We start from the raw sequence: 22,024 nt of genomic DNA on the forward strand, positions 1-22,024 counted from the left end.
GTCCCCAATCGACTTCAGTGGTGAGTCCTTCGGGGGAGGAGGTGCCTTGCCGGATGACCGAGCTGGGCACGGCGCCGCCGCCAGCGGCCTCGGAATCCGACGAGCAGGCACTTTTGAAGCGGCTGCGCGACGGCGAGGACGCCGCGTTCGGGGAGTTGTTCGAGCTGCATGCCGCTGCCGTGCGCAGATTGGCGCAGAGTCTGGCGGCGGATCGTTCCGAAGCCGAGGACATCACCGCGGAGACTTTCTTCCGCGTGCTGCAGGCGTTGCGCCGCGGTGCGGGTCCGCGGGATTACGTGCGGGCTTATTTGCTGACGGTCGCGCGCCGGGTGTCGTGGGAGTGGCACGGGGCGCGGCGCGATGTTCCGGTGACTGACGACGAGTTGACGTTCCGGGCGGGCGCCGGGGTGGACACGCCGGCGCGGACGGCTGAGCACACGTTGATCACGACGGCGTTCACGAGTTTGCCGGAGCGGTGGCGGACGGTGCTGTGGCAGACCGAGGTCGAGGGCGAGCAGCCGGCGATGGTGGCTCCGCATTTCGGGTTGTCGGCGAACGCGACGGCGGCGTTGGCGCGGCGGGCGCGGCAGGGGTTGCGGGCGGCGTATCTGCAGGCGCATTTGTCGGTGAACCGGGGTCCGGAGACGTGCCGGGCGGTCGTGGAGAAGCTGGGCGGGTTCACCGCGGGCAGCGTCACGGGCGCGGAGGCGGAGCGGATCAAGGCGCATTTGCTGGGGTGTCCGTCGTGCCGGGCGACGCAGGACGAGCTGCGGGACGTGTGTTCGTCGTTGCGGGCGCATGCCGGGGTGCTGGTGCTCGCGGTTCCGGCGCTGGCCGGGGCCGGGAAGGCCGCGGGTGCGGTCGCGACGGTGAAGAGCGTGGTGTTCGGCTCGAAGGTGAAGGTCGGGCTGGCGCTGGCGTCGACCGCGGCGGCGGGTGCGGTGAGTTTGACCGCGGGTCCGCTGGTGTTCGGGTCGCATCCGGTGCAGGACGTGGGGTTGGGCGGGGGCGCGCCGGAGCTGGCGTTGCAGCCGCCGGAGCAGCCTCCGCCGCCGGCGCAGCAGGGTCCGCGGGTCATCGCCGGGAAGCTGTACGGCAGCGCGCGGCCGGAGCACGTGGCGGTTCATCAGGGTGCTTCGCCGCATTTGGGCGCGGCCGAGGTGCCGAATCTGCCGGCGGCGCATCAGCCGGTTTCCGGGGATCAGTCCTCGTCGACGTCTGGTGCGGCGGGTTCCACGGGTGCGACGGGTGCGACTGGGTCTGCTGGTTCGACGCCGCGCGATGATCTTCCCGGTCAGGACGCCAGTCATTCGGGTTCGCCGATGACGGGCCGTTCGTCGACCACCGAGTCACGGTCGGATCTGGACACGTCCACGAACTCGTCGAGCCCTGGCCTGCTGAGCACGACGACGGACGACACGACTCCTTCGTCGTACGCTCCGCCGCGCTCGGCGTACGTGCCTTCGCCGGATTCGTACGTGCCGCCGTCGGTCACGACGACCCCGGCCGGGTCGCGGCATGTCGCTCCGGCGGCTCCGCAGTCGTCGAACTCCGCTGACTCGTCCGACTGCCCGAAGTCTTCCCGTTCCGCCGAATCGTCGAAGCAGCGGGAGTCCGCCAAGCCCGGGAAGCGGGCCAGGACGGACTCCACGTCCGGGCAAGATGTCACCGGTTCGGCCGATTCCTCGGCGGACGCAAGCTCCCGAACAGCCAAAACCCGGCAAACCACCAGTAACTCTCAGTGAGCACCTCGCGCTCGACGGCACGGTCACGGTAACGTTGACCGAGTTCGACGTCGCCCGGGAGGCAACAGAATGAACCGGCTGGTGCGCGGCGAAGACGGTCGCCATTGGGTGGTCCGTGCCCAGATGGAGTGGCGGGCTCCCGCCACTGCTGACGATTTCGAACACGACGTCGCGGGCAGTTACGGACCTGGCATCGCGATGATCGTGGTCATGGGGTTCCTGGTGATCGCGCTGGTGGTGTGGACGCCGGACGTGGTCAAGGTGCCCGCGTGGGTGCTGCTGGCGTTGCTGCTGGTGGTGCTGTTCTTCCCGCTGCGGTGGATCCTGCGCCGCCCGTGGACGGTGGTCGCCGAAACCGAGGGCGACGTCGCGGGCGACCGGCCGTCGGAGCGCTGGGTCGGCACGATCCGCGGCATGTTCACTGTGTCCGGCGAGGTGAAGCGGATCTCGAAGACGATCCAGCGGCATTCGCTCCCGGACTTCGACGGTCCGCTGCACCCGGTCGAATAGACCTGGCCGGAACCGGGCCGGCGCGCGAGACTGGTGCCATGCCCGAGTTGCCCGAGGTCGAAGCACTGGCCCACCACCTGCGCGAACACGCCGTGGGGAGCACCGTTTTCCGGCTGGACGTCGCGTCGCTGAGCGTGCTGAAGACCGCGATGCCGCCGTACACCGAGCTGCACGGTCGCGAGATCACCGGCGCGACTCGGCATGGCAAGCATCTGGACGTGGTGCTGGGCGATCTGCACCTGGTGGTCCATCTGGCGCGCGCGGGGTGGCTGCGCTGGTCGGACGCGCTGTCTCCCGCTCCGTTGAAGCCGGGGAAGGGGCCGATCTCGCTGCGGGTGCATCTGGAGTCGGCTTCCGGGCCTGGCTTCGATCTGACCGAGGCGGGGACGAAGAAGGGGCTCGCGGTGTGGATCGTCGCGGATCCTGCCGAGGTGGCCAGTGTGGCGCGGTTGGGGCCGGATGCGTTGGCCGTCGATGCTTCGCAGTTGCGGGAATTGTTCCAGGGGAAGGGAACTCGGCTGAAGTGGGCGTTGACTGATCAGTCTTTGATCGCGGGGATCGGGAACGCTTATTCGGACGAGATCATGCATCGGGCGAAGTTGTCGCCTTATGCGACTGTGGGGAAGTTGGACGAGGGTGCGTTAGAGGTTTTGGCCGAGGCTATCCGCGAGGTGGAGACGGACGCGGTTTCCCGGTCGGTGGGGCAGAAGGCGGCTCGGTTGAAGGGGGAGAAGCGGTCTGGGCTGCGGGTGCATGCCCGGACTGGGCTGCCTTGTCCGGTGTGCGGGGACACTATTCGGGAGATTTCGTTTGCGGATAAGTCGTTTCAGTATTGTGCGACTTGTCAGACTGGGGGGAAGCCGTTGGCTGATCGGCGGATGTCTCGGTTGTTGAAGTAGTTCCTCGGGTTCGGCTCGTCGCCCTGGCGGGCGACATTGCTTTTGGTGGGTTGCGTGGGGCACCCCGAAGTTTGATTGTGCTGACGGGCGGTGGGTGCTTGTCAAGGCGGGAAAGATGCCTTGACAAGCACCCACCGCCCGCAGGGAGGCTTCGTATCGGGGTTGGGGGAGGGCTGGGTGCCCCCGGAGTTGGGTGCGTCGGCGGCGGTTTGGTTGGTGCCTCGATGGTTGGGTGCATCGGCGGCGGTTTGGTTGGTGCCGATGGTTGGGTGCGTCGGCGGCGGTTTGTTGCGCGGCTCTGGTGTTGCTGCTTTGAGTGGGGCGGCGTGCGCTGGTAGCGCCCCAATGCCACATTGGGTGCATCTCGGCGGTGGCGGCGTCGTGAAGGTTCCCCTCACTGCGCTGGCGTGCCGTGAGGGGAACCCTGAAGGACCTGGGTCGGAGCCATCGGCGAGCATCAGGGGCACCGTCACATCGTCAGGCCTCGCCTCACGTCGCCGGGAGTTGACCTCACGCCCTCGGGCCTTGGCCTTGCCGGAAGCGGCCACCCGTCCCAGGCCGGAACCTAAGACCCACCATCCGCACTAGCCAAGCAATGAAGGGTCCCTTCACCCCTGACCTTCCGTAGTGATGAAGGGTCCCTTCACCCCACTCCTCGGCGACTCACGGCCACCGCCACCACCCGAATGGCGCAAGATCCTCACGCTCACCGGGAGTGACGGTAGGGTTTGCCCACCCTCGGTCGTCGCTACTGGACAGAAAGTGGGAAGCAGACCTTGCACCCGGTCGGTCGAGCGCAGAGCATGGACGTCGTGTCCGACTTCCCCTACGCGCTGGTCGTCCCGTGGGTCCTGGTCGGCATCCTGGTGATCGTGGTGCTGGTCCTCGCCTTCCGGGCGCGCCGGCCCAAGGGGGTCATCCAGGACGCCGTTCTCCAGGCCGTCCATCGGATGTCCAAGGCCACGCCCAACTTGCGGGCGGGGCTCGACGAGGAGGCCGCCAACCGGATGACGGCGGAGCTGCTCGAGGTGCTCGACTGTCTCGCCGTCGGCATCACGGACAGTGAAGGCACGCTGCTGTCCTGGGCGGGCGAGGCCACCGATCACTACCTGGACGTCGTCGACGACATCGGGACCGCGTTGCGCAAGCACCGGCGCGCCGTGGCCGACCACAACAAGATGCCGTGCAATCACCGCGGCACCTGCAAGATGAAGACCGCCGCGATCGTGCCCATTCTCGTCGAGGGCGAGGCCGAGGCGACGCTGATCGTCGTCGGGCGCACGCGCGGCAAGCTGGTGCAGATGGCCGAGGCCGTCGGCCAGTTCGTTTGCACGCAGTTCGAGCTCGCGCGGCTCGAAGAATCTCGAAACCAGCTGCAGCAGGCGGAAATCAAGGCACTGCGCGCGCAGATCTCGCCGCACTTCGTCTACAACGCGCTCAACACGATCTCCGCGCTCATCCGCACCGATCCGGAGGAAGCGCGCGAACTGCTGCAGGACTTCGCCGACTTCACGCGCTATTCGTTCCGCACCTCCGGCATGTACACCACGCTCGCCGAGGAACTGCGCAACATCGACCGGTACCTGACGATCGAGAACGCGAGGTTCGGCGGCCGCCTCGAGGTGCGGATGAAGATCGCGCCCGAGGTGCTGAGCGTCGTGGTGCCGTTCCTGATCATTCAGCCGCTCGTCGAGAACGCCGTCAAACACGGGCTGGCCAGCAAGCCGAGCGGCGGCTGCGTCACGGTGATCGCGCGGGACGACGGGCACGAGGCGCTGATCACCGTCGAGGACGACGGCATCGGCATGGACCCGCGGCAGCTCACCGACCTGCGCAACGCGCACCGCACGGGCGCGCACGTCGGGCTCGGCAACATCAACCAGCGCATGCGGCAGGTGTTCGGCGAGGATTACGCGCTCACCGTCGAAACCGCGCCGGGGGCGGGCATGAAGGTCGCGCTGCGGGTGCCGAAGTTCAAGCTCGGCGTGCGGCCGAACATGCCGGACTACTCCGCCGACGTCCCGCCGCAGCCGCCCGCGCCCCTCGAGCCGGAACCGGAACCCGACGGAGTGCACGGCTCGCGTTCGGGAATGCTGCCCGCGCACTGAACTGGTTAGCCTGGGCAGATGAGCGTGACCGACAAGCTGACTTCCCGCCTCCCCGTGCTCGGCGACCGCGGCGACCGCAAGGACGTGGTCGCCGTCGTGAAGCTGCACGGGGTGATCACGCCGACGCCGTCGCCGCTGGCTCGCGGCGCGATCAACCTCGGCGCCGTCGAATCCGCGCTCACCAGGGCGTTCGCGCACGACCGGCTCAAGGCCGTCGCGTTGCAGATCAACTCGCCCGGCGGCGCGCCCACGCAGTCCGGCCTGGTCGCGGAGCGGATCCGGCAGCTGGCCGACGAGAAGGGCGTGCCGGTCCTGGCCTTCGCCGAGGACGTCGCCGCGTCCGGCGGGTACTGGCTCGCCTGCGCGGCCGACGAGATCTATGCGCACCGGACGTCCATGGTCGGTTCGATCGGCGTCATCAGCGGCGGGTTCGGCTTCACCGGGCTGCTCGAACGCTTCGGCATCGAGCGCAGGCTGCACACCGCGGGCGCGAACAAATCGCGGCTCGACCCGTTCAGCCCGGAGAAGCCCGAGGACGTCGAGTGGCTGAAGAACATGCACGGCCAGCTGCACGAACTGTTCGTCGAATGGGTCAAGGAGCGCCGCGGCGACCGGCTGACCGATTCCGCCGACCTGTTCACCGGTGACGTCTGGCTCGGGCAGAAAGCCGTCGACCTCGGGCTCGTCGACGGGCTCGGCTCGCTGCGCGAGATCGTCCGCGAGCGGTATCCGGACGCCGAGATTTCCGTGGCGGAGCCCAAGAAACCGCTGCTCGCCCGGCTCGGCCTCGGGGCGCCCGCGGCGGCGAGCGCGCTGCTGGACGCGGTGACCACGAAGGCGGCCTGGTCGCGCTTCGGGCTCTGAGGCACAGGTGAGTGGCGACTCCGGTACGCCACTCACAAGGTGCACTCTCCAATGGGGTCTGGACAATGCACCTCGCAATCGGCAGGATGCGTCTCACTGTGAGTGCTCACGACGACACCCGGAAACTCATCGTCCTTGCCGTGGACGACGAGCTGGCCGGGCTGGACGAACTCAGCCACGGACTCCAGAACAACCCGCACATCCACCGCGTTTTCCAGGCCTCGGACGCCTCCGACGCGCTGCGGCTGTTCTCGCACGACGACCCGGAACTGGCTGCCCGGCGGGCAAACGGCCTGCCGACGGTCGACGCCGTGTTCGCCGACATCGACATGCCCGGCCTGTCCGGCATGGAGATGTCGCGCGTGATCGCGGCGATGAACCCGTCGCCGGTGCTGGTGTTCGTCACCGGGCACGCCGAGGAAGCGGTGAACGCGTTCGACCTCGGCGCGGTCGACTACGTCCTGAAGCCGTTCCAGCAGGACCGGCTCGACCGGTCGGTCGCGCGCGTGCGCGAGAAGCTGGCCACGGCCGCGGGCCCGCCCGCCGGCCAGGGCGGCGCCGAGCCGGTCAAGAACGACGACGAGGTCATCCCGGTCGAACTGGCTGGCACCACGAAGCTGATCCCGCGTTCGTCGGTCCGCTGGGTGGAAGCACAGGGCGACTACGCGCGGCTGTTCACCACCGAGGGCAGCCACCTCGTCCGGATCCCGCTCGCCCAGCTCGAGGAACGCTGGGAGAAGGCCGGATTCGTGCGGATTCACCGGTCGTTCCTGGTCGCGCTGCCGCTGATCACCGAGATGCGGATGGGGCAGGGCGGCTACCAGGTCGTGATCGGCAACGAGGAGAAAGTCCTGCCGGTCAGCCGCAGGCACACCCGGGCGCTGAAGGACCGCATCGTCGGCTCCGGCCGGGGCGGCTAGCCGTCGATGACCGCGCCCGAAGACCCTTACCACCGGCTCTCGAACGGCGTCCGCAAACCGGACCCGACGCTGGGCGTGCGGCCGGAGGACCGCGCGGTGGTCGAACCGGTGCCGCCCGCTCCCGAACCAGCCCCGCGCTCCAGCGAACCCGCGCACGTGCGGCCGAAACGGGAACGCGTCGTGCTCGCCGATTCGCGGCAGTCGTCGGGGCGGATGCGCGGGCGGATCGAGCTGGAAGAACAGACCAGCTGGGGAAAACTGCTGGTCCGCGACCTGGTGAAGGTGCAGCTGCGCACGTCGGTGCTGCTGGCCGTGCTGGTGGTGGCGGTGCTCGGGGTGCTGCCCGCGCTGTTCTATTTCCTCCCGGCGGTCGCGCGGTTCACCGTGATCGGCATCCCGATCCCGTGGCTCGTGCTCGGCCTGCTCCCGTTCCCGTTCCTCTTCGCCGTCGGCCTCTGGTACAACCGGCTCGCCGAGCGGCACGAACGCGACTTCGTCGACATGATCGAGAACTGACCCGCGCAAGGGAGGCGCTCCCTCGTGGCGGCGCGTCCCGGAAGCGCGTGGTCGTGCGAGGATTCACGCCGTGCAGCTGACCCCGTGGACGTTGACCGGCCTCGCGCTGGTCGCCTTCGCGACTTACTACCTTGGCTTCCGTTCGTCGCGCGGCGCCACCAGCACGCATGACTTCCTCGTCGCCCGCCGAACCGTGCGCTCCAGCCGCAACGCCGCCGCGATCTCCGGCGAATACCTGTCCGCCGCGTCGTTCCTCGGGGTCGCGGGCATGGTGCTCAAGCAGGGTGCCGACGCGACCTGGTACCCGATCGGCTTCACCGCCGGATACCTCGCGCTGATGCTGTTCGTCGCCGCGCCGCTGCGCCGGTCGGGGGCATACACGCTGCCGGACTTCGTCGAAGCCCGGCTCGGTTCGCGAGGCCTGCGCCGGTTCGCGACCGCGGGCGCGGTGTTCATCGGGATCCTCTACATGGTCCCGCAGCTGCAGGCCGCCGGTTTGACGCTCGCGCAGATCGTCCCGGTACCGGCGTGGGCGGGCGCGCTCCTCGTCATCGTGCTGGTCGCGGTCAACGTGATGGCCGGCGGGATGCGCGCGATCACCGTGGTCCAGGCGTTCCAGTACTGGCTCAAGCTGTTCGCGATCGCCGTGCCGACTTTCGTGCTGTGCATGGTTTTCTTCGCCGGCGGCGGCCCGGGCGGCCTGCGCGCGCTCGGTGCGCCCGCGCCGCCGGTGTTCCCGTCGGACACCAAGGTCACGGTGCAAACTGACGTGACCGTGAAGGTCACCACCGAGACGTTCTTCTACGCACACGGCCACATCGACGACGGTCCCGCGGGCGGCATGGCGCGCTGGTCGCCGCTCGTGCCGCACAAGGTTTCGGCCGGAACCACGCTGGAATTCGCCGCGGGCACCCCGGTGCCGATCGTGAGCGACGCGCCGACGACGAACGATTCGTGGCTGCATCCGGCGTCGAACGGCATCACTGACCTGCTGCAGACGTACTCGCTGATCTTCGCGCTGTTCCTCGGCACGATGGGCCTGCCGCACGTGCTGGTCCGCTTCTACACCAACCCGGACGGCAAGGCCGCGCGCCGCACCACCGTGCACGTCCTGCTGCTGCTCGGACTGTTCTACCTGTTCCCGACGATGCTGGGCGCGCTCTCGCGGATGTACGTGCCGCAGCTGCTGCTCACCGGCAACACCGACGCGGCCGTGCTGCTCTTGCCGACCGCGGTGCTGCCCGGCTGGCCGGGGCAGATCCTCGCCGCGGTGACGGCCGCGGGCGCGTTCGCGGCCTTCCTGTCGAGCTGCTCGGGGCTGCTGGTGAGCGTGGCCGGGGTGGTCTCGACGGACCTGCTGCCGGGCCGGGTCAAGGACTTCCGGGTCGCGACGCTGCTGGTCGCGATCTGCCCGATGGTGCTCACGCTGATCTTCCGCACCGAGGACATCTCGCTGTCGATCGGGATGACGTTCGCGCTCGCCGCGTCCACGTTCAGCCCGCTGCTGCTGCTCGGCATCTGGTGGCGCAAGCTCAGCTGGCCGGGCGCGCTGGCCGGGATGATCGTCGGCAGCGGGATGGTGCTCAGCGCGCTGGCGTACAACATCGTGTGCGAGTACACCGGGGACAAGACCCCGTGGTTCACCGTGCAGCCCGCGCTGCTCTCGGTGCCCTCGGCGTTCCTGGCGACGTACGTGGTGAGCCGGCTGACCCGGTCCGGCCGCCCGGAACTGGTGAACGACATCATGCTGCGCCTGCACGCCCCCGACCCGCTCGGCCTGATGCGCGACCGCGCGGTCGCCCGCTTCGGCCAGGCCGACGACAAGCTGCGGACCGGCCGGGGACGCCACCGCAAGGCTTAGCGGTTAGCGTTCCTCACACGCGTACAACGTCCTGACATGGGAGCATGGAACCTGTGGTGAGCCCTGCTGAAATTCCGACCGCTGAAGTCCGCGACCTGCCCGCGGACGTGGCCCTGCTCGACGTCCGCGAGGACGACGAATGGGCCGCCGGGCACGCCCCCGCCGCGGTGCACATCCCGCTCGGCGAACTGCCCGCGAGGGTCGGCGAACTCGCCGAATTCCCCGAGGACAACCCGGTCTACGTCATCTGCCGCTCCGGCGGCCGCTCGGCGCGCGCCGCCGCCTGGCTGAACGCGAGCGGCTGGGACGCGGTCAACGTCGCGGGCGGAATGGGCGCCTGGGCCCGCGAGGGCCGCCGCATGGTGAGCGAAACCCCCGGCGCCGAACCCGAGGTTCTCTGACGGATGCCCGCCCAGTCCGTTCCCGAGCCGCCGGAATCCTCGGATCCGGCGTCGTTCGTTCCTGGCTTCGGCCCGGGCGAAGGGGACGCTTCCCGGCCGGTCGATGCTGGGCACGGCGGGGCTGGGCACGGGTCTCCGGCAGGGGCCGGTTCTGGCCAAGGAGCCGGGTCCGCGGGGTTTCCATCGGCTGGTGGAGCGGCCTCAGGCTGGGTTGGCCCCGGGTCTGCTGCTGCCGGAGCTGGACCGGGCGAAGCCGCTTCTGGTCCGGGTGCAGGTCAGGCTGGGCCTGCTTCAGGCTGGCCCGCGCCGCAGTTCGGCGCGCAGTCGTATCCCGCTCAGCCCGGCAGCGCGCCCGCTGGGCCGACGGGCTTCGCTCAGCCAGGAGCACCGCCGCAACCGGGCGCGCAGCCGGCTCCCGGCCAGCACGGCGGAGTCGCGGGGCCCGGGCAGCCGGGGCACTGGGCACCGCAAGCCGGGGCCGCGCATCATCCGGTGCAGCACTTCGCCAATCCGTACCACCCGCAGGCCTACCCGCGTCCGTTCACCGCGGCTCCGCAGGGGGCGATCCACCGGCCCGCCCCGCAGCAACCGCAGCCGAGTCCGCCGAAGCGCGCGGCCAAGCTGCGCTGGGTCGCCACCCCGCCGCCGAGTGCCGTCCGTCGTCGCCGCGCCGTGCCCGCGACGCCCTACTCCGGGCCGCCGTCCTATCCGGTGCCGCCGCGCTGGGGCTTCCCGAACCTGACGTGGCGCCGTCCGACGAATGTGCCGGGCACCGCGTCCGGCGAGATCCGGCCGATCGACCGCATTCCGGTGCTCGCGCGCAGCCTCGCCACGATTCTCTGGACGTTCGCCGTCCTCGCCGTGATCGCGGCGGGAGCGGAGATCTGGCGGTACGCGCTACTGGTGGAAAGCCGGGATTCCGCGCTGAACAGCGGCGTCGTGGGGTTCTCCGACGCGTTCGTCATGCTCGCCGGGCTGCTCACCACGATCTTTTCGCTGCTCCCGGCCGGACTCTCGGTCTGGTGGCTGCTGGTCGCCCGGCAAGCCGCCGCCGACGAGGCCGGGGAAGCGCCGCCGCGGCCGGTGTGGCAGGTGCTCGTGGGCGTGCTGGTGCCGATCGTGAACCTGGCGCTTGCGTTGTCCGTGGTCAGCGAGCTGGAGCACGCCGTGCTCCGTCGTTCCCGGGACAAGCGGCCGAAGCCCTCGCGGCTCGTGCTCGGCTGGTGGGGCGCGTGGGTGGCGAACTGGATCCTGCTGATCGTCACGATCATCTGGCGGATCCGGCCGGGCGTGCAGGCGATGGCGGACAGCGTCCTGCTGGTCGCGTTCACCGACCTCGCCGCGGCCACGCTCGCGATCGTGACCGCGCTGGTGATCCGGCGGTTCTCGCACCTGCTGATGCCGATCGCCCCGGAACGCCTGCGCGACTTCCGCGTCCTCAAGATCGAGGGCGCGCCGGAGCCGGAGCTGCGGACCGCGCGTCCGGTCGGCGCCGCGCGTTAAAAGTCGCCGAGCGCCGGTTCCAGCTGGCCGAACGCGACCGCCGCGGAATCCCGGATCTGCTTCACCAGTTCGTCGCGCTTGACGTCCTGCCAGGTCAGCTGCCAGACGTCGGCGAGAAGTAGCCGCAGCACTGACGTGAGGTGCGCGCCGGCCGTCCGCGCCAGCAGGTCGCGGTCCGGATGCCGGTCGTACAGCGCGGCGGCGAGCTGGATTTCCCGGTCGACGTGCATATCCCGGAGCGCGGACGTGAGCCGTTCGCTCTGCCGCACCATCCGCACGAAGGACACGTCCGCGAACCCGAGCATCGGGCCCGCCTTGTCCAGTTCCGCGAAGCAGCCGTCCCGCACGGCGACCAGCGCCGGGATTTCCGGCGCGGCCCGGACCAGGTTCGCCGGCCAGTCCACGAAGTCGTTCCGGATGTCGAAGACCAGGTCTTCCTTTCGGCTGAAGTGATTCGTCACGGTCATCTTGGCGACCCGTGCCGCCTCCGCGACGTCGGCGATCGTCACCTGGTCGAACCCGTGCCGGATGAACAGCCGCGTCGCCACCGACGAGATCGCCTGCCGTGTCTCCAGCTTCTTCTGCTCCCTGAGGCTCACCCGGCCAGTGTACTAGGTCCGACCTAAATTTGTGCTTGACCTATTCACTAGGTTAGACCTAATCTCAGGTTCGACCTAATGAAGGGGGGTGTCGCGATGACCACGCGGGTTCCGGACGCACCGGTCTCCGATTCCGGGCTTCGCCGGCTCGGCGGGGTGCTGATCCTGGGCGCGGTGCTGTCGATCCTCGACGCGACGATCGTGTCGGTCGGGATCGGCGTGATGGCGCGGGACCTGGACAGTTCGCTGCCGACCGTGCAGTGGGTGACCAGCGCGTACTTGCTGGCCGCTTCGCTCACCATTCCGCTGTCCGGCTGGCTCTCCGACCGGTTCGGCGGCCGTCGGGTGTGGCTCGCGGCCGTCGGGCTGTTCACGCTGGGGACGGTGCTGTGCGGGTTCGCCTGGTCGGCTCCGGCACTGATCGCGTTCCGCGTACTGCACGGCCTCGGCGGCGGGCTCATGCAACCGGTCGGCCAGGCGATTTTCGCGCAGGCGGCCGGTCCTCGGCTGGGCCGGATGATCGTCGTCGTCACGCTGCCCGCGACCGTCGCGCCGGTGCTCGGCCCGATGCTCGGCGGCGCGCTTGTCCAGGATCTCGGCTGGCGCTGGCTGTTCTTCGGGATCGTGCCGTTCGGCGTCGCCACCTTTTTGCTCGCCGTCCGGGTGCTGCCGCGCGAGGAGCCCGCCGGCGCGCGCGATCCGCTCGACGTCCGGGGCCTCCTGTTGCTCCCGCCGGGACTCGGCGCGCTCGGTTACGGACTAGGCGAAGGTTCCCCCGCGTTCGCCCTCGCCGGTGCCGTGCTGCTGCTCGCTTACGCCTGGCACGCCCGTCGTGCGCAAGCGCCGTTGCTCGACCTGAAGTTGTTCGCGCACAAGGCTTTTGCCGTCGCGAGTGCGAGCACCTTCTTGCTGGGCGCGTCGCTGTACAGCTCGATGTTGCTGCTTCCGCTTTATTACCAGCAGATCCAGCACATGTCCGCCCTCACCGCCGGACTCCTGCTCGCGCCACAGGCACTGGGCTCCGCCGTCGTCCTCATCGCAGGCGGAAAGCTGTTGGCCCGCTTCGGTTCGCGAACAGTCATGCTCACGGGCATCGCGTTGTCGCTCATCGGCACGATCGCCTTCACTCAACTCGGCGATTCCCCGAGCCCGACCCTGTTGACAGTTTCGCTGCTGATCCGTGGGTTCGGCCTAGGCGCGACGACCACGCCCGGCATGACGATGCTCTACACCTCCCTGGAACGCAGCCGGATCCCGCGGGCAGCAAGCGCGATCAATGTCGTCAACCGCATCGGCGGCTCGCTGGGCACGGCGGTGCTGGTGGCTGTCCTGCACGCGCAACCACCAGGTGCCGCCGCGTTCGGCACGACGTTCACCTGGGCACTCGGCCTTTCCCTGCTGAGCTTTGTCCCCGCCTTCTTCTTCCCGAAAGGAACCCGCGCATGACGCTCCGCCTCCTCGCCGTGCACGCCCATCCCGACGACGAATCGAGCAAAGGCACCGCGACCCTGGCCCGCTACGCGGCCGAAGGCGTCGACGTCCTGGTAGCCACCTGCACCGGCGGCGAACGCGGCGATGTGCTCAACCCAACTTTGGACCGGGAGGACGTCCGACGGGATTTGCCCGCCATCCGCCGCCGGGAAATGGCCGACGCGGCACGGATTCTCAGCATTCGCCAGACGTTCCTCGGCCATGTGGACTCCGGCTTGTCGGAACCGTCCCCGCCCGGGAGCTTCGCGCAGATCCCCTTGGCTGAAGCGGCAAAACCACTGCTGGAGCTGATGCGGAAATTCCGTCCACAGGTAGTGGTGACCTATGACGAGACCGGCGGTTATCCACACCCCGACCACATCCGCACGCACGAGGTCACGACCGCTGCGTTCGACGAATCCGACGACGGCACCCCGCGCAAGCTCTACTACCTCGCCACCCTCAGCCGGTCTTGGTTCTCAGCGATGCACGAAGCGACCCTTGCCGCTGGGGAAGAGTCGTTGATGGGCCCAGTCCTGGAGGAGCTGCCGTCGACCGACGTGCTCACCGTGACCGCTCGCATCCGCTGCGAAGAACACTTCGCGACCCGGGATGCCGCGTTGCGCGCGCATGCCACGCAGATGGACCCGGCGCACCCGTTTTTCGCCCACTCGCGCGAGATCGAACGAAAGACCTGGCCCTGGGAGGACTACCACCTGGCCCGCACCACCGGCCCCGTCGAAATCAGCCCCGGATTGGAGGACGACCTGTTCGCAGGCTTGCGCTGAGACCGAGGCCAGGTCACCGTTCGGTGCGGCGGTGCGGCGGTGCGGCGGTGCGGCGGTGCGGCGGTGCGGCGGTGCGGCGGTGCGGCGGTGCGGCGGTGCGGCGGTGCGGCGGTGCGGCGGAAGCGAGACCGCAGCAAAATCATCCATTGTGGACAAGCCACCGCATCTCCCACCCCGACCCGAGGCCGCCGCGATTATGCAGCACACCAGCCGAATCCGAGCAGCCTCAGGCGGTCACCGGCAAAGTCCGCAACCCCCGGATCACGAACTCCGGCCTCCGCTCCGGCTCGGCGGCCAGCCGGAGGTCCGGGAGCCGCTCAGTCAACGCCGTCAGCGCGGCCGCGATTTCCACCCGGGCCAACGGCGCCCCGACGCAGTAATGGATCCCCATCCCGAACCCGAGGTGCGCGTTCGGCGAGCGGCCTACGTCCAGGGTGTCCGGGGCATCGAACACCTTCGGATCGCGAGCCGCAGCGCCCAGCAGTGCGCCGATCTTCGCGCCCTTCTCGACGCGATAACCCGCGATTTCCACGTCCTCGGTCGCTGTGCGCTCGAACAACTGCAGCGGCGAGTCGAAGCGGATCAGTTCTTCCACCGCCGAGTCCAGCAACGTTGGGTCGGACCTAAGCCGTTCCCATTCCGTGCGGTGGGTGAGCAGCGCGGTCACTCCGTTGCCGATCACGTTCACCGTCGCCTCATGCCCGGCCATCAGCAGCAACACCGCGGTGGCGACGACCTCGTCCGGCGTCAGTTCGCTCGCGGTCAGGTCCCGGACGATGCCGCGCGGGGAGTCGGCGACGACCTCGCGCAGGTACGCCACGAAATCGGCCGCGGCTTGCTCGGCGGCGTCGCGGCCGTCTTCGGACAGGCCGTATTCGTACATCTTCACGATGGCGTTGCTCCACGTCACCAGCTGCGAGCCGTCCGACGTCGGGACGCCGAGCAGTTCGGCGATGACCGCGACGGGCAGTGGTTGCGCGAGGTGTTCGAGGAGGTCCGCGCTGCCGTCGGCGGCGATTTTCGCGGCCAGAGTGTCCACCATGGACTCGGCGAGTTCCGCGACCATCGGACGCAACCGCTGCACGTGCCCCCGGCCGAATTCGCCCGCGATGACGCGGCGCAGGCGGGTGTGCGCGGGCGGTTCGTTCTCTAGCAACGAGTTGCGGTGCAACAGGTTGAACGACGCGAACCGTTCGAGCGGCTGCGCGTCGGTCCAGATCCGGCCTAGTCCGCGGTGCCGGAGGACGGCGGCGGACGCGGCGTGCGAAACCGTGATCGCGATGCCGAGGCCGTCGTGGTGGTGCACCTCGCCTTCGGTGCGCAGCGCGGCGAACGCGGGATACGGGTCGGCGAGGAAGGCGGGATCGCGAGGGTCGAACACGAGTCGACTCTAACCCGCGAGCCTGGGCGGCCGGTCGCTTCGATAGCGTCTGACCCCGAGTTCCCGAGGAGGCTGAAATGGGTAAGGGCGCGCGTAAGAAGGGTCCCAAGCCGGACCGCAAGCCGAAGGTGCGCGACGTCTTCGTCGGCCAGCCGTTCGAGGGCCTGGCGGCGGAGCCGGAGCTGATCGCGCTGCGCGAGTTCGTCCCGTCGGCCACGGCGAAGCTGACGCTCGCCGACGGCGGCGACGTCACGCTCGGCACGGTGCTGCCCATGGCCGCCGCGGCGTTCGTCCGTTCGGACGGCGAGCGCTTCCTCGGCCTGCAGGTCCAGACGCGGTCCTCCGACATCAGCCGCGACCTCGGCCGTGCGCTCCGCTGGCTGCTCGACGCCGAACCGGGCGACGTGCTGTCGGTGCCGGACACGACGTCGCCCACCGACCCGGACGAGCACAACCGGCTCCAGGACCTGCTCGTGCCGAGCGCGGAACTGGAGGTCGAACTCCACACCGACTTCGCGTGGTGGCTTCCCGAGGACGCGGACGCGACCGGCGACGTCGCGGTCTCCCTCGAGCGCGCGAACGCCGCGATCATGCCCACCGATCGGCTGGGCTCCGGCGCCTACTGGGTGCTCGCCGGCGAGAAGGCGCACCTGCGCTGGGTCCGCCCGGAACCGGAGAACCTGCTGCTGCAAGCGCTTGCGCGGCTGTCCGCGGCGGGCACGCTCGGGCTCGGCGAGGGCACCCGGTACGCCGGGTCGTTCCGCGCGCACGGCCTCCTCGTCCCGGTGTGGGACCTCGACCCCGAGGCGCACGCCCGGGAATGGGCCGAGCCCAAGGACCAGCTCGGCGCCCGGCTGGACGAGGCGCTCAAATCGCTCGACTCCGAGCCGCTCAACGCCGCCGAGCGGCGCGCCCGCGACGGGCTGATCGGCCGCCAGCTCACCATCCGCTGAGTTGTCCACCTGTGGACAACTCAGGCCGAGTTGTCCACAGGTGGGACGATCCTCGCGTGATCCTCCACATCTGCACCCGCGACGAGTGGGCCGCGGTGCCCGCCGACGGCGAATACCGCGCGTCCTCGCTCGACGACGCCGGATTCATCCACTGCTCGGACCCGGGCACGGTCGCCCTGCCCGCCAACGCGCTCTACCGCGGGCGATCCGGCCTGGTCCTGCTGGAAATCGACCCCACGCTGGTCGACGCGCCCGTGCGCTGGGAGGACGGCGCCCCGCCGGACCCGCGCGGAATCCTGTTCCCGCACATCTACGGCCCGATCCCGCGAAACGCTGTGGTCTCGGTACACGATTTCCCCACTGACGCGGACGGCTCCCTGCGGCTGCCCGAGTCGCTTTCCGTGCGCTGACCTCAGTTGTCCACAGCTACGGAAAGTAGCGACGGAGACGGGACAACCCTCGGGGGCGCTCATGCGTGGTGGGGATGACGAGGAACCGTCGCTGGACGCGGTCATCCGGGGAGGGGGCGATACGGTGACGGCAGCCGCATTGCCCCTCGCGAGCGGAGATCAGCCCTGGGCGGGCTCCCCGGCGGAAGCCGTCAACACCATCACGGACTTCGGCGACTTCGTGCGCGAGGCCCTGCCCGGACTGCTCCGCTACGGCCACGTGCTCACCGGGAACCCGCACGACGCGGCGGACCTCGTCCAGACCGTGCTCGAGAAGATCGGCGCGCGCTGGTCGTACGTGCAGCAGAAGACCGGCGACCCGCTGGCGTACGTGCGGCGTTCGATGGCGAACGCGCACGTCAGCCGCTGGCGCCGGACGCGCCGGGAGAACCTTGTCGCGGACCTGCCCGACACCAGCCCGTGCGCGCCGAAGGATCCGTTCGAGCACGAACCGCTGTGGCAGGCGCTGCGCGACCTCCCGCCGCGGCAGCGCACGGTGATGGTGTTGCGGTACTACGAAGGACTGTCCGAAGTGGAAATCGCGAAGGCGCTGGACATCAGTCAGGGGACGGTGAAAAGCCAAGCGAGCAAGGCGATCGCGTCCTTGCGGGCGAAACTGAGGAACCAGGAAGGAGGCGACGCCGGGTGAGCCAGCCCGACGATCTGGAACAGCGGCTCCGCGCCCTCCTCGCCGACGACCGGCTGGCCGTCGAACCCGCCGAGGACGCCGCGTCGGCCATCGTGGCGGGCGCGCGCAGGCGGCGGCGCAGGCAGCGGATCCTGACGTCCGCGGCCGGGGCGGCGTGCGTCCTCGCGGTGGCGTCGGCCGGAGTGGTGGCGATCCAGTTGCGCACCCAGCCCGCGAGCACCGACGTCGCCGCCCGGCCGGTCGCGTCGACCCAGCCCACGCTGCCTTCTTCGGTGCCCGAACCGCCGTCGAGCGCCGAATCGACGCAGGTCCCAGCGTCGTCCGTGCCGATGGAGACCAGCGTGGCCGACCCGCCGGTGCTGCCCGCGCATCCGCACCGCACGAAGCCGGCCCCGCCGTCGACCACGCCGACGAAGGCCGTGTCCGGCGCGCTGGTGACCGCGGACGGCCTGGGCGCGGTGAAGCTCGGCATGACCGAGCAGCAGCTCGCGGACCAGGGCATGAAGCTCACGACGGTCAAGGAGTCGGCGGGGTGCACGTACTACGACGTCAGCGGTGCCGGCGTACCCGCGGCGACGGCCGTCGTGTCGGCCGATAAGGGCGTGGTCGCGGTGAAGCCCGACGGGGCCGCGCACACGCCGGAAGGCGTCGGCGACGGAACGCCGAAGGACCAGGTCACCGCGACCTATCCGGGTACGTCGGAGTCGGGGAGTGCGCTCGTGTCGCCGACCGGTGACCAGGGGGCGTATCACTTCACGCTGAATTCGGACGGGGCGGTTCAGGGCGTCGAGGTCCGGGCGAAGACGCAGGACTGCACCGGCTGAAAAATTTCCGCGGTCCGATGTCGATCTGGCTCCGCGCCGCTCGTGTAGCGGGTGACGGGCCGGTCGGCGGCCCGCGGAAGCGGAAGGACCTCCCCGATGCGTTCGATCAGCGTCACCCTGAGCAGCACCCTCGACGGCGTCGTCCAAGGGCTCGGCCGCCGCGACGAGGACACTCGCGGCGGGTTCGACCTAGGCGGCTGGGGCAACGGCTACCGCGACGACGTGATGGCCCGCGAGATGGGCAAGGGCATGAGCCGGCCGGGGGACATGCTGTTCGGCCGGCGCACCTGGGAGGACTTCGCCACGGCGTGGGGGCCGCGGACGGACGGGAATCCGTACACCGCGCACCTGAACGCGGCCACGAAGTACGTCGTCTCCACGACGCTGGAAAACGCGGACGCCTGGCAGAACTCGGTGCTGCTGCGCGGCTCCGCGGTGGAGACTGTGGCGGAGCTGAAAGCCTTGCCCGGCAAGGATCTTTCGATCATCGGCAGCGTTTCGCTCGTGCGTGCGCTGCACGCCGCCGGGCTGGTCGACAGCTACACGTTCCTGATCCATCCGCTGACGCTCGGCCGCGGCGCGCGGCTGTTCGAGGGACCGGCTCCGCTGGCCGAGTTCTCGCTCGCCGGAAGCGTCGCGACCACCACCGGCGTGCTCATCGCGCGGTACGAGCGGCGCTGAAGTTATCCACATGGGGAAGCCCGGTTGTCCACAGTGGGGACAACCGGGCTTCCGCGCTGGCCTTGAGCGTTACAGCGCGCCGCCCGCGACCGGGGGCATGCCGGCGTCCGCGCCGGCGTCGCCGACGGCCTCGCGGTGCAGGAACTTCTCGATCTCGTAGACGTTGTCACCCGCGCGGCGCGCGACCGTGGCGAGCGTCGACATCTGGGAGATCTCCTCGACCTGCTCCTTGAGGAACCACTGGACGAACTGCTCGCTGATGTAGTCCTCCTCGGCCCGGGCGGCCTTCGCGAGCGCGGAGATGTCGGCGGCGACCTCCTTCTCCTGCTCCAGCGCGAGCTCGATCAACTCGAGCGGGGCGGAGAACTCGTTGCGGACCTCGCCGGTGCCGGGGATCTCGACGTGGTGGTCGCGGTCGAGCATGTACTGGACGAGCGCCATCGCGTGATTGCGCTCTTCCACCGACTGCTTGTAGAAGTGCTTCGCGAGCTGCGGCAGGTCCTCGTTGTCGAACCAGACCGCGAGCGCGATGTACTGCTGGGAGGCGTTGAACTCGTTGTGAATCTGCGCCTGCAGCAGTTCGTAGAACTTGGAGCGCGGTTCTTTCTTCGTGAGGGCCATGTCCGTCACGGTACGTCAATCGCGCATTGTTTTCCACTTTTGGCTGGTGATCTCCACCCTATTAGGGTTACCATTCCTCAAGAAGGAAACACTTATTTTGGTTAGCCTTCCCTTAATGTGTTTGCCCTTATTAAGGAAAGGCTAACTTCTCTCTCGACGTCCCGGTGGCTCGACTGCTCAGTGCCGCTTCGGCGGGGGATCGCGGCGCACCGGACACGACATGCAGCGCGGCCCGCCGCGGCCGGACCCCAGTTCGGACCCGGTGATCGGCAGCACCTCGATGCCCGCCGCGGTGAGCCGTTCGTTGGTCTCCGCGTTCCGTTCGTACCCCACGACCACGCCCGGGGCCAGCGCCAGCGTGTTGTTGCCGTCGTCCCACTGCTCGCGCTCGGCGGTGACCGGGTCGAGGCCGGTGTCGATCACCCGCAGCCGGTCGATCTCCATCGCTTCCGCGGCGGCTTCGAGGAAGGGCGTCGGGCCGGCCACTTTCACGCCGCCGTCGCCGGTCGGCTTGATAGTGAACGCGGTCAGGGAATCGCGGGCGAGCGGATACATCACGACGGCGTCGACATCGACCATCGTGCACACCGTGTCGAGATGCATCGTCGCGCGCGATTGTTCAATGGGAACCGCGAGAACGGTATGCGCGAGTCCGTCGGCGAATACGGAACGGGCCAGCGATTCGGCGCCGGCCGGAGTCGTCCGTTCGCCGACGCCGATCGCGACGACCCCGGGGGCCAGCAGCATCACGTCCCCGCCTTCGATCGGCGCGGAATGCGCGCCGTAAGCGCGGGCGGCGTGGCGGAATCGCGGATGGTAGGCGTAAATGAGGTCGAGCAGCGCCGTTTCGCGCCGCCGCGCGGGCATGGTCAGCGACGAGATCGCGACGCGGTCGCCGATCCACGCGGACGAATCGCGGGTGAAGAGCAGGTTCGGCAGCGGATCGACGGCGAAATCGCGCGGATGGTGCATCATCCGCACCAGAGACGCGCCCTCGGCGGACGGAAGCTCCTCGAAGGTCATGCCCGCCATCAGGACTTCGGCGAGCGCGGGCGCGTCCACGCTCGTGAGGTGCGACCTCAGCGAATCCGCGAGGTCGCTGCCGAGCCGCCGGTCGTCCACCGCGGCGTGCACCCCGGCGGCGTGCGCGCGCTGGTCTTCCAGCGCGGTGCGGAGAACGTCGGCCAGCAGCAGCACCTCGACGCCGCGGCCGCGCAGGACTTCGGCGAACGCGTCGTGCTCCTGCTGTGCCCGGCTCACCCACGGGATGGAGTCGAAAAGGAGCTTGTCGTTGTTGCGGGGCGTGAGCCGTTTCAGCTCGTTTCCCGGCCGGTGCAACAGGACTGCCCGAAGCGGCCCGACTTCGCTGTCCACCCGGGGAGGTGCGGTCATCTCGCTCGTCTCGCTCACGAAACGGAGCCTAATGAGCGGGCCTCACGGGAGCCAGGAAAGACGGCCTTTCAGCAACGAATAGCCGACGAAGGACACCACATCGAACAAAGTATGCGCGGCGATGAGCGGCCACAGCCGGTTGGTCCGCTGCCACACGCGGCCGAACACCAGGCCCATCACGAGGTTGCCGACGAACCCGCCGAACCCCTGGTAGAGGTGGTAGGAACCGCGCAGTACCGCCGCGCCGAAGAGCGACGCGTTCTCGCGTACGCCGAGTTGCCGCAGCCGCGTGAGCAGATAGCCGATCACGAGCACTTCCTCGGCGAAAGCGTTGCCGAACGCGGAAAGCGTCAGCGCGATCGGCCGCCACCACGTATCGCCCAAAGTGGACGGTTGCACCGCGAGGCTGAAGCCGAGGTGATACGAGATGAAGTACAGCGCGAGCCCGGGAATGCCGATCAGCGCGGCGATTCCGACGGTGATGAGCGCGTCGGAACGGATCCGGCGGCTCAGGCCGATTTCGCGGAGTTTCAGCCCGGCCCGCCACAGCAGGTACAGCCCGAGCCCGCCCCAGCCGACCAGTTGCGCGGCGCTCAGCAGCTGCTGGAGCAGGTCCAGCAGGCTCGCCGCGGCGCGCGGGACGTTGAGCTGCACTTGCTGCTGCGCCAACGGGGTCGGCCGCAGCAGAGAGTCCACAAGGGACAGCAGACTGCGCGCACCGGACAGCCCGAGGGTGATGCCGAAAACGAGGACCAGCTCGATCTTGACCGCCCGCCGCTCGCCCGGATCGGCGAGCTGGGCCGGGAACGCCGGAAGTGCCGGGTTGAGCCAGGATCGCAGGCGCGACGGCCCTCCGGAACGCTCTGTGGTGCGCATGAACGCACGCTACC

Annotated in this window: 22 protein-coding genes; 17 read left to right on the top strand and 5 right to left on the bottom strand. The window is 69.4% G+C overall.

Going from position 1 to position 22,024, the window contains the following annotated elements; translation table 11 throughout:
* Nucleotides 1-53: 53 nt before the first annotated feature.
* The 10 genes from SSMG_RS39430 (at nt 54) to SSMG_RS39475 (ending at nt 11,327) form a co-directional block, all read left to right on the top strand.
* Nucleotides 54-1,745: a sigma-70 family RNA polymerase sigma factor gene (locus SSMG_RS39430; RefSeq protein WP_037718951.1), complete on the top strand. Its 1,692-nt coding sequence runs from the start codon at nt 54-56 to the stop codon at nt 1,743-1,745.
* A 69-nt stretch (nt 1,746-1,814) separates the two neighbouring features.
* On the top strand, nt 1,815-2,255 hold the full coding sequence (locus tag SSMG_RS39435; protein ID WP_009085725.1) for a DUF983 domain-containing protein: 441 nt from the start codon (nt 1,815-1,817) through the stop codon (nt 2,253-2,255).
* 38 nt (nt 2,256-2,293) lie between these two features.
* Nucleotides 2,294-3,154, top strand: a complete 861-nt coding sequence (locus tag SSMG_RS39440) for an Fpg/Nei family DNA glycosylase (RefSeq protein ID WP_009085726.1) — start codon at nt 2,294-2,296, stop codon at nt 3,152-3,154.
* Between the two features lie 812 nt (nt 3,155-3,966).
* On the top strand, nt 3,967-5,262 hold the full coding sequence (locus SSMG_RS39445) for a sensor histidine kinase (RefSeq protein WP_286157101.1): 1,296 nt from the start codon (nt 3,967-3,969) through the stop codon (nt 5,260-5,262).
* 18 nt (nt 5,263-5,280) lie between these two features.
* Nucleotides 5,281-6,126, top strand: a complete 846-nt coding sequence (locus tag SSMG_RS39450; RefSeq protein ID WP_009085729.1) for a S49 family peptidase — start codon at nt 5,281-5,283, stop codon at nt 6,124-6,126.
* A gap of 98 nt (nt 6,127-6,224) precedes the next feature.
* Nucleotides 6,225-7,046, top strand: coding sequence for a LytTR family DNA-binding domain-containing protein (locus SSMG_RS39455; protein ID WP_009085731.1), 822 nt, complete (start codon nt 6,225-6,227; stop codon nt 7,044-7,046).
* 6 nt (nt 7,047-7,052) lie between these two features.
* Nucleotides 7,053-7,562: a hypothetical protein gene (locus SSMG_RS39460; protein WP_009085733.1), complete on the top strand. Its 510-nt coding sequence runs from the start codon at nt 7,053-7,055 to the stop codon at nt 7,560-7,562.
* A gap of 70 nt (nt 7,563-7,632) precedes the next feature.
* Nucleotides 7,633-9,423, top strand: a complete 1,791-nt coding sequence (locus SSMG_RS39465; protein WP_037718955.1) for a cation acetate symporter — start codon at nt 7,633-7,635, stop codon at nt 9,421-9,423.
* A gap of 71 nt (nt 9,424-9,494) precedes the next feature.
* A complete protein-coding gene (locus SSMG_RS39470) occupies nt 9,495-9,824 on the top strand; it encodes a rhodanese-like domain-containing protein (protein WP_199786456.1) in 330 nt (109 codons plus the stop codon).
* A 492-nt stretch (nt 9,825-10,316) separates the two neighbouring features.
* The gene (locus SSMG_RS39475; RefSeq protein WP_078561228.1) at nt 10,317-11,327 is read left to right on the top strand and encodes a DUF4328 domain-containing protein; all 1,011 of its coding nucleotides are present in this window, start codon (nt 10,317-10,319) and stop codon (nt 11,325-11,327) included.
* Here SSMG_RS39475 and SSMG_RS39480 read toward each other — a convergent pair.
* Nucleotides 11,324-11,926: a TetR/AcrR family transcriptional regulator gene (locus tag SSMG_RS39480; protein WP_009085739.1), complete on the bottom strand. Its 603-nt coding sequence runs from the start codon at nt 11,924-11,926 to the stop codon at nt 11,324-11,326. The two genes, SSMG_RS39475 and SSMG_RS39480, sit on opposite strands and share 4 nt — an antisense overlap.
* A 96-nt stretch (nt 11,927-12,022) precedes the next feature.
* Between SSMG_RS39480 and SSMG_RS39485 the strand changes: the two genes are divergently transcribed.
* Both SSMG_RS39485 and mca read left to right on the top strand, forming a co-directional pair.
* Entirely contained in the window at nt 12,023-13,372 is a 1,350-nt protein-coding gene (locus SSMG_RS39485) for an MDR family MFS transporter (protein ID WP_100266999.1), read from the top strand.
* The gene (gene mca / locus SSMG_RS39490) at nt 13,369-14,184 is read left to right on the top strand and encodes a mycothiol conjugate amidase Mca (protein ID WP_009085743.1); all 816 of its coding nucleotides are present in this window, start codon (nt 13,369-13,371) and stop codon (nt 14,182-14,184) included. The genes SSMG_RS39485 and mca overlap by 4 nt, the downstream gene beginning before the upstream one ends.
* Nucleotides 14,185-14,410: 226 nt before the next feature.
* Here mca and SSMG_RS39495 read toward each other — a convergent pair whose 3' ends face one another.
* Nucleotides 14,411-15,565 (bottom strand): cytochrome P450, encoded by a 1,155-nt coding sequence (locus SSMG_RS39495; protein ID WP_009085744.1) that lies wholly within the window; start codon nt 15,563-15,565, stop codon nt 14,411-14,413.
* Nucleotides 15,566-15,642: 77 nt separating this feature from the next.
* On the opposite strand from SSMG_RS39495, the gene SSMG_RS39500 reads away from it, so the two are divergent.
* From SSMG_RS39500 to SSMG_RS39520, 5 genes are all read left to right on the top strand, one after another.
* Nucleotides 15,643-16,518, top strand: a complete 876-nt coding sequence (locus SSMG_RS39500) for a DUF5926 family protein (RefSeq protein WP_009085745.1) — start codon at nt 15,643-15,645, stop codon at nt 16,516-16,518.
* Nucleotides 16,519-16,574: 56 nt separating this feature from the next.
* Nucleotides 16,575-16,928 carry a DUF952 domain-containing protein gene (locus SSMG_RS39505; protein ID WP_037718960.1) on the top strand — a complete coding sequence of 118 codons (354 nt, stop codon included), beginning with the start codon at nt 16,575-16,577 and terminating at the stop codon, nt 16,926-16,928.
* A 124-nt stretch (nt 16,929-17,052) separates the two neighbouring features.
* Entirely contained in the window at nt 17,053-17,616 is a 564-nt protein-coding gene (locus tag SSMG_RS39510; protein WP_009085748.1) for a SigE family RNA polymerase sigma factor, read from the top strand.
* Nucleotides 17,613-18,440 (top strand): hypothetical protein, encoded by an 828-nt coding sequence (locus SSMG_RS39515; protein WP_009085750.1) that lies wholly within the window; start codon nt 17,613-17,615, stop codon nt 18,438-18,440. The genes SSMG_RS39510 and SSMG_RS39515 overlap by 4 nt, the downstream gene beginning before the upstream one ends.
* A 96-nt stretch (nt 18,441-18,536) precedes the next feature.
* On the top strand, nt 18,537-19,121 hold the full coding sequence (locus tag SSMG_RS39520; protein ID WP_009085752.1) for a dihydrofolate reductase family protein: 585 nt from the start codon (nt 18,537-18,539) through the stop codon (nt 19,119-19,121).
* Between the two features lie 69 nt (nt 19,122-19,190).
* Here SSMG_RS39520 and SSMG_RS39525 read toward each other — a convergent pair whose 3' ends face one another.
* The 3 genes from SSMG_RS39525 to SSMG_RS39535 all read right to left on the bottom strand — a co-directional run bounded on the left by SSMG_RS39525 (nt 19,191) and on the right by SSMG_RS39535 (nt 22,010).
* Entirely contained in the window at nt 19,191-19,742 is a 552-nt protein-coding gene (locus SSMG_RS39525) for a ferritin (RefSeq protein ID WP_009085753.1), read from the bottom strand.
* 177 nt (nt 19,743-19,919) lie between these two features.
* Nucleotides 19,920-21,152 carry an arginine deiminase gene (locus tag SSMG_RS39530; protein ID WP_286157102.1) on the bottom strand — a complete coding sequence of 411 codons (1,233 nt, stop codon included), beginning with the start codon at nt 21,150-21,152 and terminating at the stop codon, nt 19,920-19,922.
* A 24-nt stretch (nt 21,153-21,176) separates the two neighbouring features.
* Entirely contained in the window at nt 21,177-22,010 is an 834-nt protein-coding gene (locus tag SSMG_RS39535; RefSeq protein WP_009085756.1) for a CPBP family intramembrane glutamic endopeptidase, read from the bottom strand.
* Between the last annotated feature and the right edge of the window lie 14 nt (nt 22,011-22,024).

This window comes from Streptomyces sp. AA4 (assembly GCF_000158875.1).
Lineage (GTDB): Bacteria > Actinomycetota > Actinomycetes > Mycobacteriales > Pseudonocardiaceae > Amycolatopsis.